General features: G+C 65.5%; 14 protein-coding genes and 1 tRNA gene. 1 reads left to right on the top strand and 14 read right to left on the bottom strand.

Annotated features, from left to right (window positions below; genetic code table 11):
* Positions 1–618: 618 nt before the first annotated feature.
* Positions 619–1,632, top strand: a complete 1,014-nt coding sequence (locus IWX65_RS10090) for a glycosyl hydrolase family 8 (RefSeq protein ID WP_196882554.1) — start codon at positions 619–621, stop codon at positions 1,630–1,632.
* 1,057 nt (positions 1,633–2,689) lie between these two features.
* Here the strand turns inward: IWX65_RS10090 and IWX65_RS10085 are convergent.
* The 14 genes from IWX65_RS10085 to IWX65_RS10020 form a co-directional block, all read right to left on the bottom strand.
* Positions 2,690–2,848: a hypothetical protein gene (locus IWX65_RS10085; protein WP_196882553.1), complete on the bottom strand. Its 159-nt coding sequence runs from the start codon at positions 2,846–2,848 to the stop codon at positions 2,690–2,692.
* 257 nt (positions 2,849–3,105) lie between these two features.
* A tRNA-Ala gene (locus tag IWX65_RS10080) sits at positions 3,106–3,178 on the bottom strand.
* 92 nt (positions 3,179–3,270) lie between these two features.
* The gene (locus tag IWX65_RS10075; protein ID WP_196882551.1) at positions 3,271–3,951 is read right to left on the bottom strand and encodes a histidine phosphatase family protein; all 681 of its coding nucleotides are present in this window, start codon (positions 3,949–3,951) and stop codon (positions 3,271–3,273) included.
* Positions 3,951–4,367, bottom strand: coding sequence for a ribosome silencing factor (gene rsfS / locus IWX65_RS10070; protein WP_196822606.1), 417 nt, complete (start codon positions 4,365–4,367; stop codon positions 3,951–3,953). Before rsfS ends, IWX65_RS10075 begins: the two co-directional genes overlap by 1 nt.
* A 71-nt stretch (positions 4,368–4,438) precedes the next feature.
* Positions 4,439–5,140, bottom strand: coding sequence for a nicotinate-nucleotide adenylyltransferase (nadD, locus tag IWX65_RS10065; protein WP_334683796.1), 702 nt, complete (start codon positions 5,138–5,140; stop codon positions 4,439–4,441).
* A gap of 41 nt (positions 5,141–5,181) precedes the next feature.
* A complete protein-coding gene (locus IWX65_RS10060; RefSeq protein ID WP_196882549.1) occupies positions 5,182–5,418 on the bottom strand; it encodes a hypothetical protein in 237 nt (78 codons plus the stop codon).
* Between the two features lie 102 nt (positions 5,419–5,520).
* Positions 5,521–6,834 (bottom strand): glutamate-5-semialdehyde dehydrogenase, encoded by a 1,314-nt coding sequence (locus tag IWX65_RS10055; protein WP_334683795.1) that lies wholly within the window; start codon positions 6,832–6,834, stop codon positions 5,521–5,523.
* Positions 6,835–6,918: 84 nt separating this feature from the next.
* Positions 6,919–8,049: a glutamate 5-kinase gene (proB, locus tag IWX65_RS10050; RefSeq protein ID WP_196882545.1), complete on the bottom strand. Its 1,131-nt coding sequence runs from the start codon at positions 8,047–8,049 to the stop codon at positions 6,919–6,921.
* The gene (gene obgE / locus IWX65_RS10045) at positions 8,049–9,641 is read right to left on the bottom strand and encodes a GTPase ObgE (RefSeq protein ID WP_196882543.1); all 1,593 of its coding nucleotides are present in this window, start codon (positions 9,639–9,641) and stop codon (positions 8,049–8,051) included. The genes proB and obgE overlap by 1 nt, the downstream gene beginning before the upstream one ends.
* A 119-nt stretch (positions 9,642–9,760) precedes the next feature.
* Entirely contained in the window at positions 9,761–10,021 is a 261-nt protein-coding gene (gene rpmA, locus IWX65_RS10040) for a 50S ribosomal protein L27 (protein ID WP_026531863.1), read from the bottom strand.
* 53 nt (positions 10,022–10,074) lie between these two features.
* The gene (gene rplU / locus IWX65_RS10035; protein ID WP_026531864.1) at positions 10,075–10,383 is read right to left on the bottom strand and encodes a 50S ribosomal protein L21; all 309 of its coding nucleotides are present in this window, start codon (positions 10,381–10,383) and stop codon (positions 10,075–10,077) included.
* A gap of 306 nt (positions 10,384–10,689) precedes the next feature.
* On the bottom strand, positions 10,690–14,358 hold the full coding sequence (locus tag IWX65_RS10030) for an Rne/Rng family ribonuclease (protein WP_196882541.1): 3,669 nt from the start codon (positions 14,356–14,358) through the stop codon (positions 10,690–10,692).
* Between the two features lie 367 nt (positions 14,359–14,725).
* Complete coding sequence (gene dxs, locus IWX65_RS10025; RefSeq protein ID WP_196882540.1) at positions 14,726–16,699, bottom strand: 1-deoxy-D-xylulose-5-phosphate synthase; 1,974 nt, start codon at positions 16,697–16,699, stop codon at positions 14,726–14,728.
* Between the two features lie 167 nt (positions 16,700–16,866).
* On the bottom strand, positions 16,867–18,231 hold the full coding sequence (locus IWX65_RS10020) for a class I SAM-dependent RNA methyltransferase (RefSeq protein WP_196882539.1): 1,365 nt from the start codon (positions 18,229–18,231) through the stop codon (positions 16,867–16,869).
* Positions 18,232–18,235: the final 4 nt, after the last annotated feature.

Genomic DNA, 18,235 nt, shown 5'->3' with positions numbered 1-18,235 from the left:
AGCCGTCGTCATCGTCATCGCTATTTGTCTCGCTTCTCACCCCGTGCAAGGGAAGGAATTAGTAAGGGTGTCTCACTCCAGCCTGGCGCACAGGGCCCCGGCTCTTCCAGGAACCGCGGCCGCAACTGAGGTCGTGACCTGGGCTCAGGAACTTCCGAGCCCATTACAGCCATCAAGCGTGGAAGAAACCCGACAGGGCGTGCTGGTGACCCTGCCCGTACTGGCTCCTACCTACGTTAGCTCTGAATAAACAGGGCACCGGCAGCGGGCAATAGATCGCTTGCAGCGATACAGAATTTGTTGATCACCACCAGATATGACCCGGGATCACTTTATGTTTGACGGAGGCACCCCTTGAACACATCTTCCACGACCGCTCCGACAATTCCTACGGACGACGAACGCCAATCACTATCAGCTCCAACACGATTTCCCGCTGCGTCTTCTTCAGATGTAGATGGTAACGACCCCCCCCAACGCGCCCGCTGGGGAGCGCGCGGCGCTCTATTAGCCCTCGCCCTCACCGGGGTTGTTGTTCTCGCGAATTCCGGCTCCTGGTGGCCTGGGGCGGTCGACCCGAACCCGGGACCACAAGCCGTTGGAACGACCCTTAGTGCCGTGCCCCTTACCCCGGCGGAAGCTTTACAAAAGTCCGGGTACAGGTTCCTGCAGGATTGGGTTGATCCTGATGGACGCGTTGTCCGGCGGGACCAAGGAGGTGACACCGTCAGTGAAGGCCAGGCCTACGGGATGCTCATCGCGCTTGGGATGGAGGACGAGAAACAGTTCGACTCCATCTGGTCCTGGACCGAGGAGAACATTCTTTCATCCAACGGGCTGTTGGCCTGGCGATGGAACGACGGCATGATCGTCGACCAGGGTCCAGCGGCGGACGCTGACTTGGACGCCGCCCGGGCCCTCATCCAGGCAGGCGAGCACTTCGACAGGCCGGATCTAACAGACGACGGAAACCTGTTGGCATCGAAGATCATGGATCAGCTTTCAGCTGTCGTGCCCGACGGCAGGGTTCTATTACCGGGATTATGGGCAACCAAGGGCCCCGACTACATTTACAACCCCTCCTACGCATCCCCTGGCGCCTTTACTATCCTGGCCGAAAGCACCGGAGACCCTCGTTGGGAAGAACTGCTCGCCGGATCGCACGCAGTAACCGCCGTCCTTCTCACCGAAAGCCCACTGCCACCCGATTGGGCGCAGATAAAAGCTGACGGAAATATCACGGCCATGCCGGGCCCTGAAGGGACAGGTCCATCCGCCCGCTACAGCTACGATGCCACACGACTTCCGATTCGTTACGCAGAGTCCTGCAACACCAAGGACGTCGCCCTGGCGGCGAGTCTAGCCCCCACGCTCGACAGGGCGAATCCGCTCCTAACAACCCTCGATCTCGGCGGAACCTCCCTGGAGTCCGACCAAAACCCCGTCGCGTACGCTGCTCGCGCCTCGGCGCGTGCAGCTGCCGGCAACATAAGCGCAAGCAGAGCAGACCTGCAACGCGCCGACGACCTGGATGTTCTATACCCGAGCTATTACGGCTCGGCATGGGCTGCTTTGGGCCGCATTATGCTCGATTCGACCATCCTCGGCGGCTGCCCCGCCCTTACCGAGTAGCAAATGATCTACCCTACCCAAACCTCTTGGGAAACGACAGAAACGATTTCCCTCGCAACATCGAGAACGCCGGCAGGAACGACGACGTGAGTAAGCTCGGGCGTACGGTGAATAATTCGGCAATCGAACCGGTCCGTCGAAGCTTCACTCTCACTTCAAGCCCGAAGTTGCTGCGGCTGAGCCCTGAAGCCCGGCTCCTTTGCGATGTTTTCGGGACCATGCAGGAAACCCCAAAGCTTGGCACTACCGCCTTCCCGAAACCAAGTCCCCGAGTTAAGACCCTCCACCTTCTTGAAGTCCCTTCCAGACCCGTAGTGGCAGACGCGTACCACGGTCAGGCTGCCGGCATGGTTGATCGATATCAGCCGCTGGAAACCAAGCCAATCCTGTGGAGCTCATTGCTATTCCTATTCGACCGTGGTGGAAGAAACGGAATCAGGTCTGCGAGATCTGGGCCGGCATCGATGAGCTGTGGGAGCCAGAGGGCGACTACGTCAGTCACAAAATGCCGGTCGGAAGACGGCTCGTGGTCCGAAAACCGACCGCGCGGCCGGTGGAGGAGGTCCTGGTGATGAAACCAAACCCGATTCAGGCCATGCAGTTCAAGCACATCGGCCCCCAATCGAAAGCGGAAATGCTCCTGCCGGGCCGGTTGACTTTTGAGATCAGCGGCGAACTCGTAGTCCTGCAGGTCACCGGCAACCAGTGCACGACGTGGTGGTGGACGCCTACCAAGGACAGAGCCGAGCTTCTGGGCCAACGATCGGAGCACCTCTCGAAGATGGAGCGCAGGGCCGCAAGGAACGTGCGGTCAAGGCTTATTGCAGTTGAATCGCCTGTCCCCGAGCCTCGACCCGGTAAAAACTCACCACCTTCAGTGCACGAAAAAGCCCACCGGGCTCAGCTCGATCGGACTGGACGATGACGTTGACCCGCTAGTTAACCTGCATGTCGGCTCTGGATAACACGCCGATGACCGGCCGGTTGCCGGCGAACCCGGTCGTCCCGATGAGGATGCCGTCCACTCCCCCGCGCTCGGCCACGTGTCGAACCACGTTCAGGCGCGGTCCGAGGAAAGCTCCTCGTCCAGCAGCGGCTGGTTGCCGGGCAGCTTCGCTGTGTGACCCTCGACGTCGAGGGCCCGGCCGCTGTTCGTGAGGCGGCACGACGGCGTCGAGGAGCTGGATGCGCGGGACAAGCCTTTCGCGCACCGCATCTAGGAAGTGTCGAGATCAGGGCGACATCTGAAGTAAGCCGGATTAGTGATGGCCGATGCAGGGTGAGCCGTCGATGGGGCGAGTTCATCCTTGAGGATCAACGACGTTGAGCAAGCGGATCGTTGTACTTCCGTGACCGACCTCTGAGTTCCTGCTCTATCCCGTCTCAAGGCATGAGAGCGTGGGATCGACCTTTTCACGGCAAGAAAAAACCGCTGGAAACCAGGCTACTTTCCCGGTTCCAGCGGTTCATCGGTGGAGCTGAGGGGACTCGAACCCCTGACCCCCTGCATGCCATGCAGGTGCGCTACCAGCTGCGCCACAGCCCCAATCCTTCGCTGCACCGGGGTCTCCCCCGAAGCAACTTGTTTAGTTTAGTAAACTTCTCGCCCTTCGCAAAATCGGCGGCTTGTCGCGGCAATTACCCTTCGACAGGCTCCGAGGGAAGCGATCCGAGGCCCACGTTGTGCTCCCGCAGCTGCCACGTGTACAGCGCGTCGTCCACCCTGACCTGCTCGTCCAGGGCGGACCAGTGACAGTTCGACACACCGGACAACGCGCCCCACACGAGCGATGGTAGCCCCATCAGGGACGCCAGGCCCGACCGGATCGCACCACCATGGCTGACGATCACCAGAGTCTCACCCTCGTTCAGGTGCTCCACGGCTTCGGTGGTGGCAATCCTCATCCGCTGGCCCACTTCTTCACGATTCTCCGCCCCACCCGCGCGGACCAGAGGATCGCCGCCTCGCCAGGCGGCATTGGCCTCGGGGAACTTCTCGTCGATCTCGGCGAAGCTGAGCCCCTGCCAGGCGCCCGCAGCCGTTTCACGGAAGCGAACATCGAGGTCGACGGACAATCCGGTCAGTTCCCCGAGGAATTTGGCGGTGTCCGAGGCTCGGGTCAGATCCGACGAGAGGATCCGCACGGGCCGACGCAGGGCGAGGATTTCCGCTGCGCGCGCGGCCTGCTCACGACCAACGCTGTCCAGCCCGATATCCTCCTGGCCCTGGAAAAGTCCGTTGGAATTCCACTCGGTGCGGCCATGCCGCCAGAAAATGATCCTGCGAGCGGCGGGATCGGAATGGGCATGAAAGTTCACTACGACTCGGAGGCGCCCGAAGCCGCTTCCCCGGCAAGTTGCGGAGAAACCTGCTGGCCCTCCAGCTGAAGGTCCACCGAGGGACAGTCCTTCCACAGGCGGTCCAGCGCATAGAAGAGGCGATCCTCCTCATGCTGGACGTGCACCACCACCTCGGCGTAGTCGAGCAGCACCCAGCGGCCCTCGCTCCGGCCTTCGCGCCGCACCGGCTTGAGGTCCTGCTTCGACAGTTCCTCCTCGATGGCGTCCACGATGGCGTTGACCTGGCGCTCACTCGGCGCGGACGCGATGAGGAAGACGTCGGTGATCGCCAGACGCTCGCTGACGTCGATGGCAACAATATCCTGGGCTATCTTGTCCACGGCGGCACGGGCCGCCGTCCGGGCAATCCCGATGGATGATTCGCTAGCGCTCACTGATCTCCTTGTATGTGCCGTCGCCCCTGGGGACGGAGCATCTGTTTCGGTGTACTGAAAACTACGGTGGTCTATCCGGCGGTCTGTTGGACGGCGCTGGAGTCCTTCTTGGAATTCCTGACCGGGACGTCGTGGTCGGCGATACCCATGGTGGGCGGACCACCCACCCGGTACAGGCCATGCTTGGCAATATATTGAACGACGCCGTCAGGCACCAGATACCAGACCGGGTTGCCCGATCCGACACGCTGCCGGCAATCCGTCGACGAGATGGCCATTGCCGGCACCTCGAGCAGGCTGACGTCCCGACCACCGTCATCGAGCTCGTGACCGGGACGCGTCACTCCGATGAAGTGCGCGAGCGACCACAGCTCTTCGGCGTTCTTCCAGGTGAGGATCTGGGCCATGGCGTCAGCGCCGGTGATGAAGAACAACTGTGCATCGGGCCGCTGGATCTTCAGGTCCCGGAGGGTGTCGATGGTGAAGGTGGGCCCGGGACGGTCGATATCCACGCGGCTCACCGTGAAACTGGGATTCGATGCGGTAGCAACCACTGTCATCAGGTAGCGGTGCTCGGCCGGACTGACATCCGTGTCGGCCTTCTGCCACGGCTGTCCTGTCGGAACGAAGACCACTTCGTCGAGGTCGAACACTGCTGCAACTTCACTCGCAGCAACCAGGTGCCCGTGGTGGATGGGGTCGAACGTACCGCCCATGACCCCGAGGCGCCACGCTGTGCCATCGCGGTGTCTTTGCTCCGACCCGCCGGTGATCACGTGCCCCTTCGTAGCTTCCGCAGCCTGCTTCAATGCTTCTAGTGCCGCTGCGCTTCGCCGTGGTCGTGGTTGTTCACGTGCTGCTTGTGCGGATCGATGTGTTCCTCGGTGGCGCTGTGGCGGTTGCCGAGGTTCGCAAAGGACGCGGTGATCAGCATGAGGAGCAGCAGGATGCCCATGACGATCAACCCGTAGGCGAGCGCCGGCATAGGCAGCTCGGTGTGCTCTACCGCTTCACCGGCGAGGATTGCGGCGTCCAGATACTGAAGCATCATCTATTTTCCTAGGTACGAAGTAACGGCCCGCCCAAAGCCCGCAGGCCCACACGGAGTTTCCCTACCATGTTACGCGCTGCAGGAAGTCCCCGGTCACCCGGCTCACAGCCGGATCTGCCCGTCGCCGTTCAGGATCCACTTCGTGGTGGTGAGTTCGGAAAGACCCATGGGGCCGCGGGCGTGCATCTTCTGGGTGGAAATGCCCACTTCGGCACCAAGGCCCAGTTCGCCGCCGTCGACGAAGCGGGTTGAGGCGTTCACCAGGACGGCGGCGGAATCCACACCGGCAACGAAGGTCTCTGCGTTCTTCAGGTCGTTGGTGATGATGGCTTCGCTGTGGCCTGTGCTCCACCGCTGGATGTGCTTGAGCGCCTCATCGACGGAGTCCACTGTGGCCACCGCCAGGTCGAGGGCCATGTACTCACGGCCCCAGTCGTCATCGGTGACCGCCTGTACGGCGGCGTCCGCCGGCAGCAGCTGCGCGGTCCGCTCATCGACGTGAAGCCGTACTCCGGCCTTCGAGAGGGCGCGCAGCACCTCAGGCGCCGCCGGGGCGCCGTTGTGGATGAGGAGGGTTTCCACCGTGTTGCAGACGCTCGGGCGCTGGGTCTTCGCGTTGAGCAGGATGTCGACGGCCATGTCCTCGTCAGCCGATTCGTCAAGGAAGATATGAACGTTCCCCTCGCCGGTCTCGATGACCGGCACTGCGGCGTTCCGGACCACAGTCTGGATGAGGTCCCGTCCACCGCGCGGAATCAGCACATCCACCCGCCCCCGGGCCCCCATCAGCACGTTGGCACCATCCCTGCCGAACCTGTCGATAGTCTGGACGACGTCTGCCGGGAGGCCGTGCTCTCCGAGGGTGTCGCGGAGAATTCCGACGAGGGCCGCGTTGGTATGGGCCGCGGCACTGCCACCCCGCAGGATCACCGCGTTGCCGCTCTTGAGCGCAAGGCCCGCGATGTCGACCGTCACATTGGGGCGTGCCTCATAGATGGCGGCGACCACTCCCAGCGGCACGCGGACCTGCCGCATGCGGATTCCGTTGGGGAGCGTCTGGGCGCGGACGGCGGAGCCGACGGGATCGGGCAGTGCCGCCAGTTCCTCGAGCGCCGTGGCCAAGCCCTGAATGCGCTCGGGGGTGAGGGTCAGGCGGTCCAGGAGGTAGGCGGAAGTTTCATTGGCGCGTCCTGCGGCTATATCAAGCGCATTCGCCTCAAGGACGGCAGCCTGCCTCTGGATCAGGGCGACGGCGACGGCCTGGAGGACACGGTCCTTGCGGGCACGGTTCGCCCGGCCAATCACGCGGGACGCCGCCCGGGAGCGGTCGGTGATGCCGTACACCGCGGCAGTAAGGTCATCGGCGCCGGCAGCTGTAACGGACCCGGTACTGGTCTCGTTGGCTTTTCCTGTCATCAGATCAGTCATCCCCTAAGTCTAGCGAGCAATGGTGTTGCACCTTCCGGCGGTCCGGCATAGAAAAAAGCCGCAGCGGAACTGCTAGAGAACCACCAGGTCATTGACATGGACGATCGAACGCTCGTACTCATGGCCGAACTCCCGGGCGATATCGCCGGTGGAACGACCGAGCATGCGGGGCAGCTCCACCGAGCTGTAGTTCACGAGCCCGCGGGCCACCACACGTCCCCTACGGTCCACCATCTCCACCGGATCACCGGCCTCGAACGTCCCGGAGATCCGATCGATGCCGGCCGGCAGGAGCGAGCGTCCGCCGTCGCCCACGGCGCGGGCAGCGCCGTCGTCGAGGATAAGGCTTCCGTGGATCCGTGCGAGATGCGCGAGCCAGAGCAGCCGGATGGGCTGCCGCCGCCCGGTGGAGCTGAACCAGGTTCCGACGTCGTCGCCCGCCAGCGCCGCGGCCGCGTTGGCTGTTGACGTGACCAGCGCCGGAATACCGGAGCTTGCCGCGATCGTCGCGGCCTCGACCTTCGTGACCATGCCGCCGGTGCCTACTCCGGCCTTGCCGGGCCGCCCGATCGTGACCTCTTCAAGATCTGCCGTCGAGTTCACCTCGGGGATCCGCAGAGCTCCATCCTTCGGGGGTCCGTCATAGAGTGCGTCGACATCCGAGAGCAGAATCAGCGCGTCAGCCTTCACGAGGTGCGCGACCAGGGCTGCAAGGCGGTCGTTGTCGCCGAACCGGATCTCGTGGCTCGCTACGGTGTCATTCTCATTGACGATGGGAACGACACCAAAATTCAGGAGCCGTTCCAGAGCCCGGTGGGCATTGGCGTAGTGGGTGCGGCGGATGAGGTCCTCGACCGTCAGGAGCACCTGGCTCACCGTCACCCCGTGCGCTCCGAACGCTTCGGTGTAGCGCGCCATCAGAAGCCCCTGGCCAACGCTCGCGGCAGCCTGCTGGGAGGAGAGCTGCGTGGGCCGCCTCGGCAGACCCAACGGGGCGAGACCTGCCGCGATCGCACCTGAGGAAACGAGAATTACCTCCGTTCCGGCGTTCCTCCGGTGCGCGAGGACGGTGGAGAGCCGTGTCAGCGCATCCTCGGAGATGCCGCCGGAAACCGACGTCAGGGAAGAGGATCCGACTTTCACGACGATGCGCCCGGCCTCGGCCAGGCCGGCGCGGTTCACAAGAGGCTTTACAGCGTTCATTAGTCCCTTCGGTCTTGGTCCTCGGCGTCGACCGGCACAGCTGCCGGTACTGGCTTCTTCCGGTTGTTCACGGATTCGGTCCAGATGCCAGCCTTGCGGTCGGCCTCGAGGTCTGCCCTCGCCGCCGCCTTGGCATCCTTGCGCTCCTGGTACTCCTCGCGCTTCTGCTCACGCGTGGGGCGGTCGTACTCCGCGAGGCGGAGGTCACTGCCGCGCGGTCCGGCCAGAAGCTCGGCGCCGCCCATCATGGTCGGCTCCCAGTCGAAGACGACGCCGTCGCCCTCGCCGATCACCACTGTCTCGCCAGGCTTTGCACCGGCCTTGAAGAGCTGCTCCTCGACGCCGAGCTTCGCGAGCCGGTCGGCAAGGTAGCCGACCGCCTCGTCGTTGGTGAAATCGGTCTGCTTCACCCAGCGCTCGGGCTTCTCACCCAGGATGCGGAACAGGGGAAGGGCGTCCTTCTCCTCGTTGCGGATCCGGAAGGAAGCCGCGTTGACGCCGCGCGGGCGAAGGACTGGCGGCGCAACGGTCGGTGGCGTCGCCTTGACGGCGACACGGGCTGCCTCCACGATCTCCGCCATGGCGAAGCCCAACTGGCGCAAGCCCTCGTGGCTTGACGCGGAGACCTCGAACACGCGGTAGCCGCGGGCTTCGAGTTCGGGCCGGACGAACCCGGCCATGTCCTTGCCGTCCGGCACGTCGACCTTGTTGAGGGCGATCAGGCGGGGCCGTTCGTTCAGGGGGACGACGTCGCCGTCGGGCCCGGCGAAGCTCATGTCCACCGTGTACTTCTCGAGCTCCTGCTCGATGACCGTGAGGTCCGCGAGCGGATCCCGGTCGGCTTCGAGCGCGGCGCAGTCGAGCACGTGCACCAGGGCTGCGCACCGCTCGACGTGGCGGAGGAAATAATGCCCCAGCCCCTTGCCTTCGCTTGCACCCTCGATCAGGCCGGGAACGTCGGCGATCGTGAACCGGGTGTCGCCGGCCTGCACGACGCCGAGGTTGGGCACGAGGGTGGTGAAGGGGTAATCGGCGATCTTCGGCCGGGCGGCGGACATCGCAGCAATCAAGCTGGACTTGCCTGCCGAGGGAAAACCGACCAACGCGATGTCGGCGATGGACTTGAGTTCGAGGACGATGTCCCGCTCGTCGCCGGGGATGCCCAGCAGGGCGAAGCCCGGCGCCTTGCGCTTCTGGGAGGACAGCGACGAGTTGCCGAGACCACCCTGGCCGCCGGCTGCGGCAACGAATTCCGTTCCTTCGCCCACGAGGTCGGCGAGCAGCTCGCCGTCCTTCGTCTTGACCACGGTGCCGTCGGGCACCGGGAGGACCAGTGTTTCGCCGGTCTTTCCGCCGCGCCAATCGCCCATGCCGTTGCCGCCGTTGGTGGCGTGGCGGTGGGGCGCGTGGTGGTAGTCGAGCAGTGTGGTCGTCTGACTGCTGACGCGCAGGATCACGTTGCCGCCGTCGCCGCCGTTGCCGCCGTCGGGCCCGCCGAGGGGCTTGAACTTCTCACGCTTGACGGACACACACCCGTGGCCGCCCGTACCGCCGGAAACGTGCAGGACTACCCGGTCAACGAAGCTGGCCACGTTGATCTCCTTCTAAAATGCTTCACTTACCGGTCTGGGCCGGCTTAAAAAAAGGTGGGGCGAGCCTAAGCGGCTCACCCCACCCGAATGCTTAGTGCATGCTGCGCTGGGAGTAGGAACTACTCGGCTGCGGCACCGACAATGTTGACGACGCGGCGTCCGCGGCGGCTACCGAATTCAACGGCACCTGCCTCGAGAGCGAACAGCGTGTCATCCCCGCCGCGGCCGACATTGGCGCCCGGGTGGAAGTGGGTTCCGCGCTGGCGGACGATGATTTCGCCTGCCTTGACTACCTGGCCGCCGAAGCGCTTGACGCCGAGGTACTGCGCGTTTGAATCGCGGCCGTTGCGAGTGGAACTCGCACCCTTCTTATGTGCCATGAGTTATGCCTGCCTTCGCTGGAGATGTTTGACCGACCGGTAACCGCGAGGGGTTACGCGATGCCTGTGATTTTGACTCGGGTCAGTTCCGAACGGTGACCCTGGCGCTTCTTGTAGCCGGTCTTGTTCTTGAACTTCTGGATGACAATCTTCGGGCCCCGAAGATTCTCGACGATCTGGGCAGTAACAGTGACCTTCTCGAGGTCTGCTGCTGCTGAAGTAACCTTGTCGCCGTCTACCAGAAGGAGGGCAGGCAGCGCAAAGGTGCTTCCTGCCTGACCGGTGACGCGGTCAAGGGTAACTAGGTCTCCAACGGAAACCTTTTCTTGGCGGCCGCCTGCGCGGACAATCGCGTACACCACTTGGGAACTCACTTCTCTCGACAATGCTTGACTTCTTATGTACAAAACTGGTTTGCGCCCTGTCGCTGGCATCCATTCGAGGATGCGTTCGCTGGCCATATCGACGCTATGCTGATACGCCCCGGACATACCGGTTGGAAGGCGCGTGCACCGAAGATCAAGATTACGCCAGAAGGGCTCGTTCCCGCAAATTAGCGGGCCGTCCCGGCGCGCCCGGACGCCCGATACGTAGTTGGAAAACAGGAACCGGGGCAATACTGCTGCCCGGTTCCTGTTTCTGCTGGTATCGGACGCTACCGGTCCCCGTCACAATTCCGAAGCCGGAACCCCGACCCCGAAGATGACGGGTTCAGCGCCCGACGCTGTCGGGCGGACCGCCGGCTCGGCAGCCCGGGCTACGTGCCGGCCGCCCGCCGGCGACCCGTCCGGATCCGGTGCCGTTCCGGAGCCCGCGACCAGAGTCTCGATGGCGGAACCCGCTGCCGATCCCTGCGCGCTGCTGGCCGCGCGCCGAGCCCGCTTGCGCCGAGGCGCAAGCGGGACCGCGCCGGTTTCCGATCCGTCGAACGACGGCGAGGCGGGGCCGGAGGAGACACCGGCCGATGTCCGGCCGGGAGTCGAAGCGCCTATGCTGCTCTGAGCACCGTTCTTCGAAGCCGTTCCGGCACGGTCCAAGGAGGCGCGGTCGGAGGAGGCACGGTCGGAGGACGCGCCGTCGTTCGAATGCATCCCTGTCTCTGCGTCCCCATCTGACGCCACCGGGGCGCGGTTGAAGGCAGCCGTCAGGCTGTCGAGGGTCAGCCGCGGCTGCTCCCCTGCTGGTCCGGGCCGATTGCCCTCCGCCCTCGGCAGGGTGACTGTCTCGCCGTTGATGGTGAGCACTGCCTCATTGACCTGGACTGTAGGTTCAGGCGCTGCATCTACGCCGTGCTCCTCGTGCGATGCGTGGGAAGCATGCGTCGCCGCAGCGATACTCGCAAACGCCGTCCTGGCCGCCTCGGCCTTCGCTGCGCGCTCCGGATTATCAGGCTGAGGGGCGGGAACGGGCAGGGATTCCTCGGCCTGCTGTGGCGAACGGCCACGCGTCCGCTTGCGCTCGTTGCGTGACTGCTTCTCCTGGCGTGACTGCTGCTGTTGCTGGTTCTCCTGCGGCAATCCCTGACGACGGTGCTCCACCGGCTCTTCGTGGGTAACGACTCCGCTTCCTCCACAGTGCTCGCAGTCCTCACCGAAGACCTCGAGCAGTCCGGTGCCCATACGTTTCCGGGTCATCTGGACCAGGCCGAGCGAGGTGACCTCCGCGACCTGGTGCTTTGTCCGGTCACGGCCCAGGCACTCCACGAGCCGGCGCAGCACGAGGTCACGGTTGGCTTCGAGCACCATATCGATGAAGTCGATCACGATGATGCCGCCGATGTCACGGAGCCGCAGCTGCCTGACCACTTCCTCGGCCGCTTCGAGGTTGTTCTTGGTGACGGTCTCTTCGAGGTTTCCGCCGCTGCCGGTGAACTTGCCGGTGTTGACGTCCACCACGGTCATCGCCTCGGTGCGGTCGATCACCAGGGACCCTCCGGACGGCAGGAACACCTTCCGTTCGAGCGCCTTCGAGATCTGTTCGTCAATGCGGCTGGCCGCGAAGATGTCCTCGTCCCCGGTCCACTTCTCGAGCCGGCCCACCAGATCGGGGGCCACGTACATGACATACGCCTCGATCGTGTCCCATGCCTCTTCCCCTGAGACGACCAGTTTCGAGAAGTCCTCGTTGAAGACATCCCGTACCACCTTGATGGTGAGGTCGGGTTCGCCGTAGAGGAGCTCCGGGGCGAGGGTCTTCGTGGACGCCGAGGCACCCTCGATCTGCTCCCACTGGGACCGCAGCCGGTTGATATCGTGCGTCAGCTCTTCCTCGCTGGCGCCCTCCGCCGCCGTGCGGACGATGACCCCGGCGTTCTCGGGCAGCCGGTCCTTGAGGATGCGCTTGAGCCGGTTGCGCTCGACGTCGGGCAGCTTCCGGGAGATGCCGGTCATCGAACCGCCCGGAACGTACACCAGGTACCGCCCGGGAAGCGAGATCTGGCTGGTGAGCCGCGCTCCCTTGTGTCCTACGGGATCCTTGGTCACCTGTACCAGGACGGCGTCGCCCGACTTCAGGGCGAGTTCGATGCGGCGCGGCTGGCCGTCGAGGCCCGCGGCGTCCCAGTTCACCTCTCCGGCGTAGAGCACCGCGTTGCGCCCGCGTCCGATATCGACGAAGGCAGCCTCCATGCTGGGAAGCACGTTCTGGACCTTGCCCAGGTAGACGTTGCCGATCAGGGAGTCCTGCTGCGTCTTCGATACGAAGTGCTCAGCGAGGATTCCGTCCTCGAGCACTCCGATCTGGATCCTGTCGTCGCGCTGGCGGACCACCATCTGCCGGTCGACCGACTCGCGCCGTGCAAGGAACTCGGCCTCGGTGATGACCTGCCTGCGGCGCCCCGTGTCGCGGGATTCGCGCCGGCGCTGCTTCTTGGCTTCGAGGCGCGTCGAGCCCTTGACACTGGTGACCCTGTCCGACACCGGTTCACTGCTCTGCCGCGGTGCGCGCACACGCGTTACGGTGTTGGGCGGGTCATCGTCCTCGCCGCCTGTCAACTCCAGGTCCTGTTCACCCCGGCGGCGACGACGACGACGGCGTGACGTCACGCCGTTCGGCGACTCGTTCCCTGACCCGCGGTCGGAATCCCGGTCCTCCGACGCGTCGGTGTCGTCCCTGTCGGTGTCGTCCCTGTCGGTGTCGCTCCTGGCTGGAGCGTTCCTGTCGGAGCCATTGCTGTCGGAGGAAGTAGCGTCCGCGCTATCGGCCCGGCCCCGGCCCCTGCTGCGACGGCTTCGCCGCGGTTTGCGGCCCGAATCGTCGTCGCCGTCATTGTCGTCAATACCGTCCTCGGCAGGACCACCGGTGGGAGACGCCGCGACCTTGACGGGCTGCACGGCTGCAGTGAGGTCCGGAGCATGGAAGAGCAGTGACAGGGGCGACTCCGGCACGGCGAAGGGATTGGCGTGGGAGACCCGCGCCGGCTCTGCGCCCCGACCCGAACCGGTGGAAGGGTCCTGCGTGGCGGCGCCGGCACCATCCGGGGCAACGCCTCCGGGAACGGCGTCGGCGCTCGCGGCGCCGGCACCATCCGGGGCAACGCCTCCGGGAACGGCGTCAGCGGTCACGGCGGGGTCTTCCGACGATGCTTCGACGGAGGCCTGACCGGCGGCAGCACGGCGGCTGCGGGCCACCCTCCGGGTCCGGGTGGGCTTCTCGGCACCGGAGTCCACGTTTCCAGTGCTGTCGTCGTTACCGGCACCGGTCGTTTCGTCAGCGTTCGACTTCGGGGACGCAGCATCGGCGGACGCATCGGGCAGATTTCCCGGTTCGACGACGCTCACCGGCGCCGCCGGACCCGCTTCGGCCGTGGCAGCACGGCGACGGGTCCTCGGAGCCTTGGCCTTCGGGGCAGCGTCTGCACCGGCCGGCAGTGCGTCTGCCGGAGCGTCGGCTTCAGCGTGTGCCGGAGCGTCCGCCGGCGCCTCATCGGTCGCGGCCGAGTGCGATGAATCAGGCAGGTCGACGGCCGGCGCAGCACCGGCGTCGGCAGTCGACTCTCCCGCCGCTTCGACCGTGGGCTTGCGTGCACGGGAGGCCCGCTTGCGCGGTGCCGCTGGAACCGTGTCGTCAATGGCCTTTTCGTCCGCCGCGGGGCCGGTCGATGCCGGTCCGGTAGGCCCGGTATCCCCGGTCTGGGTGGGCTCGAGGGGTGTGGGCTGAAGAACAGCGGGCGGAGCGCCGGCCGGCGAGCTTGCCTTGCGCCTCACCCGTGGCGCCCTCTTCGCGGGGGTAGCGGTGCCGGCCTCCTGCGCGTCCGCCGTTGCCGGCCCTGATCCTCCTTCGAGTTCAAAGATCGGTTCGTTGATCTGTTCGCTTGGCTGCTGGTCAGTCTGGTTCATGGGTATGCGGCTCCAGCCCTTGCGGCGCCGGCCACATCCAAGCACCCTCGGGGGCAGTATGTCGGCCTGCCGCGGGCATCTTCCCCGAGGCGGTCCGGAAGTCGTTGTCATTGCCATCCGAGGTCGCACCGGCAATGGGGTGCGGCATCACTCGAAGACCAGTGGCGCTTTTCCAACTTGACCGTCGAAATGGACGGAGAATCTGCGAGGCGGATTCCCGGCAGCCAGCCCCGATTGGGAACTGATGATGCCGGGCGCATCGCCCGCAGAGCGGAAGCCTGTCACTGGACCAGCGGGGAAATGTGGGTTCCCCACCGACCACGGCAATTGTCTCACACCGGCATCGGGATCTCCGGTTAGGGCGATGTCAGAGCGTCGGGAACTGGCCGGTCGCCGGCGCTTCCTGCCCGGCCAGGGGCCGGGCGACAGGTACCTTGGTGCCCAGCACCTGCGCGACGACGTCGTGGGTCACCTGCTGTGCGGTCAGCCCCACACGCTTCAGTACCTGGCTTCGTGAGCCGTGGTCGAGGAATTCGACCGGGAGGCCCACTTCGTTGAGCGCTGTGTCCACTCCCGCCGACCGCATCTCCTGCCGGATGCGGGATCCGACGCCGCCCGCACGGACACCGTCCTCGATGACGATCACGATCCGGTGCTCCGCCGCCATGCTGATCACCGATCGGCGCACGGGCAGCACCCACCGCGGGTCGATCACCGTGGAGCTGATGCCCTGTGCTCCGAGGCGGTTCGACACGTCGAGGGCGAGCTCGCTCATGGCACCGACGCTGACGATCAGGACATCGTTCAGCCGAGAGCCGGCGGGGCGTCGGAACAGGACATCCACGCCGTCGTCGAGCCGTTCGATCGCCTCGACCTCGGCACCCACCGTGCCCTTCGAGTACCGCACCACGCTGGGTGCGTCGGAAATCTGCACGGCCTCCCGGAGTTCCTCGCGCAGCCGTGACGCGTCGCGCGGCGCGGCGAGGTGAAGTCCAGGCACTGCCTGCAGCAGCGACATGTCCCACATGCCGTGGTGGCTCGCGCCGTCGGGTCCGGTGACACCGGAGCGGTCGAGCACGATTGTGACCCCGGCCTTATGGAGGGCCACGTCCATGAGCAGCTGGTCGAAGGCCCGGTTCAGGAACGTCGCATAGAGGGCGATCACCGGATGGAGACCGCCGAAGGCCATGCCTGCCGCGCTGGTCAGAGCGTGCTGTTCGGCGATGCCGACGTCGAACACGCGGTCCGGGTGACGCGCAGCGAACCGGTGTAGTCCGACGGGGATGAGCATGGCGCCGGTGATGCCGACGACGTCGGGGCGTTCGTCCGCGATGTCGGCGATCTCGTTCGCGAACACCGACGTCCAGGATTGTTTGCCGGCGGCGTCGACGGGCTCACCGGTTTCGGGGTCGATGATGCCGACGGCGTGGAACTGGTCAGCCTCATGGGCCCGCGCGGGTGCGTACCCGTGGCCCTTTTCAGTGATCGTGTGCACGATGACCGGTCCCTCGTAATTTCGCGCAAGGTGGAGTGCCTGCTCCACGGCGCCGAGGTCGTGCCCGTCCACGGGTCCTACATACTTCATGCCGAGGTCCTCGAAGAGGCCCTGCGGGGCCCACCAGTCCTTGACGCCCTTCTTCATGGCGTGGAGGCTCTTGTAGCCGAATTCCCCGACCGGCCCGCCGTTCTGGAGGCGTCCCTTGAACCAGTCGAGGGTCCGCTCGTAGACGCGGTGCGTCCGCACGGAGTCGAGGGCCGGGCGCAACGACGCGAGGTAGTCGGCGACACCGCCGATGGTCGGAGCGTAGGAGCGGCCATTGTCGTTGACCACGATCACCACGCGGCGCCGCTTGTCCGCGGCGATGTTGTTGATGGCTTCCCAGGCCATGCCGCCGGTCAGGGCGCCGTCGCCCACGAGGACCACGGTGTAGCGGTCGCCCTCACCATTGAGGACGCGGGCACGGGAGATGCCGTCGGCCCAGGACAGGGACGACGACGCATGGGAGCTTTCAACGACGTCGTGCGCCGACTCCGCCCGTGAGGGGTAGCCGGAAAGGCCGCCCTCCTGGCGGAGCGTACTGAAATCCTGGCGACCGGTGACGAGCTTGTGCACATATGACTGGTGCCCGGTGTCGAAGATGACACTGTCGCGCGGAGAGTCGAAGACCCGGTGGATGCCGAGCGTCAGCTCGACCACCCCCAGATTCGGGCCGAGGTGCCCGCCGGTCCGGGACACGTTCGTCACGAGGAAGGTGCGGATCTCCTCGGCGAGGGCGGTGAGCTGATGCTCGGAAAGCCTGCTCAGGTCCTGCGGGCTGCGGATTGTTTCCAGAAGTCCCATCGGCGCCTCCTCCGTTTGTGGCCACGGCGGAGACTCCGCCGATCATCTGCATCAATGATTCGCGTTAACTCTAACGTTCGGCACCCCGGCAGGGTGCCATTGAATCCGCGCCCGACGTCGGAGGTCCTCCGACGCAGCTCGTTCAGGTATGCGACGCCGCCGGGCGCTTATCCTGCAGGCGGGCTCAGCACTGCGAAGGACTCCATGTGGTGCGTGTGCGGGTACAGGTCGAAAACCCTCAGCTGGTCGAGGGACCAGCCGCGGGCAAGGAACAGCCCGAGGTCCCTGGCGAACGATGCAGGGTCGCATGAGACGTAACCGACGGCGCGGGGTTTCGCCTCTGCAAGCTGCGCGACGACGCGCTTTCCCGCCCCCGCCCGTGGGGGGTCGAGGAGCACCACATCGAGAGGCCCCTCCCAGGAATCCAGCACGGTGTCCACCCGGCCCTCCACGATCGACACGTGGTCCTGTCCGTGGAGATTGCGGCGGGCGTCCTTGCTCGTGCCTGCGGATCCCTCCACCGAAAGGACCGATCCGCCGCCGCCGACAGCCGCCGCAAGCGGAACGGTGAAAAGCCCTGCCCCTGCATAAAGGTCGGCCACCTTCTCCCCCGGAGCAACCTGAAGGCCGGCCAGCACTGCATCCACCAGCACCGACGGCGCGCCACGGTGGATCTGCCAGAACCCGGCACCCGTCACCCGGTAGTCGGAATCGCCGACTCGCTCCTGCAGCCAGGTGCGCCCGGTGATGCGTTGCACACGCCCGGATTCGACGTCGAGCACTGCCACCGATGCGCCCTTGAGTTGCGCAGCGATGGCTGCAGGACGCCGGGCCGGCGTGCCGGCCGCGGGCACGAGGAGCACCAACGGCACCCCTCCCCCCGAGCCGGCCGCAACGTCGACGCGGTCCATTCCCGAGAAGTCGATCTTCCACAGCCCGAGCACGTTGATGGCGTCAACCGCAAGCGGCATCGAGGCGACGGGCACGAGGTCGTTGGACCGGTGGACGTGCATGGCGAGCCGGCCGGAGGCTGTGACTGCGAAGGCGGTGCGGGTACGCCAGCCGAGCCCATCGGGGGACTCGGCGGGTACGGCTTCCACCTCGACGGGCTGCTCGACTCCGGCGAGGCGCGACAGCTGCTCGGCGAAGATCTCACCCTTGAGTCGGCGCTGCTCCGCAAGGGCTATATGGCCGAACTCTGCCCCGCCCACCGGCGCCCTGTGACGGGCAGCACACTTGAGAGAGTCGGCCAGCGGCCAGGGGTGGACAACCCGGTGCGGCGAGGGCTCAAGGACCTCGACGGCGTCACCACGCCAGAAGCTGGCGTCGACGTCCTGCTCGGTCAGCCGGACCCGCACCGTCTCCCCCGGCAGCGCATGCCGGACGAAGACCACCCGCCCGTCGATCCGCGCCACGAAATGGCCGCCGTGCGCGGGGCGTTCAATCCGCGCTTCGAGCACCGGGGAACCGTCGAAGGGCAGGGAATCAGGGGCGGCCTGCTGCGGAGCTGGAGTGTCGGATATGGAAGTCATTGCC

Origin of the sequence: Arthrobacter sp. CAN_A214 (assembly GCF_015751955.1) — a bacterium.
Taxonomy (GTDB): Bacteria; Actinomycetota; Actinomycetes; order Actinomycetales; family Micrococcaceae; genus Arthrobacter_D.
The sequence above is the reverse complement of the archived record's forward strand: the minus strand, read 5'-3'. Positions and strand labels throughout refer to the sequence as shown.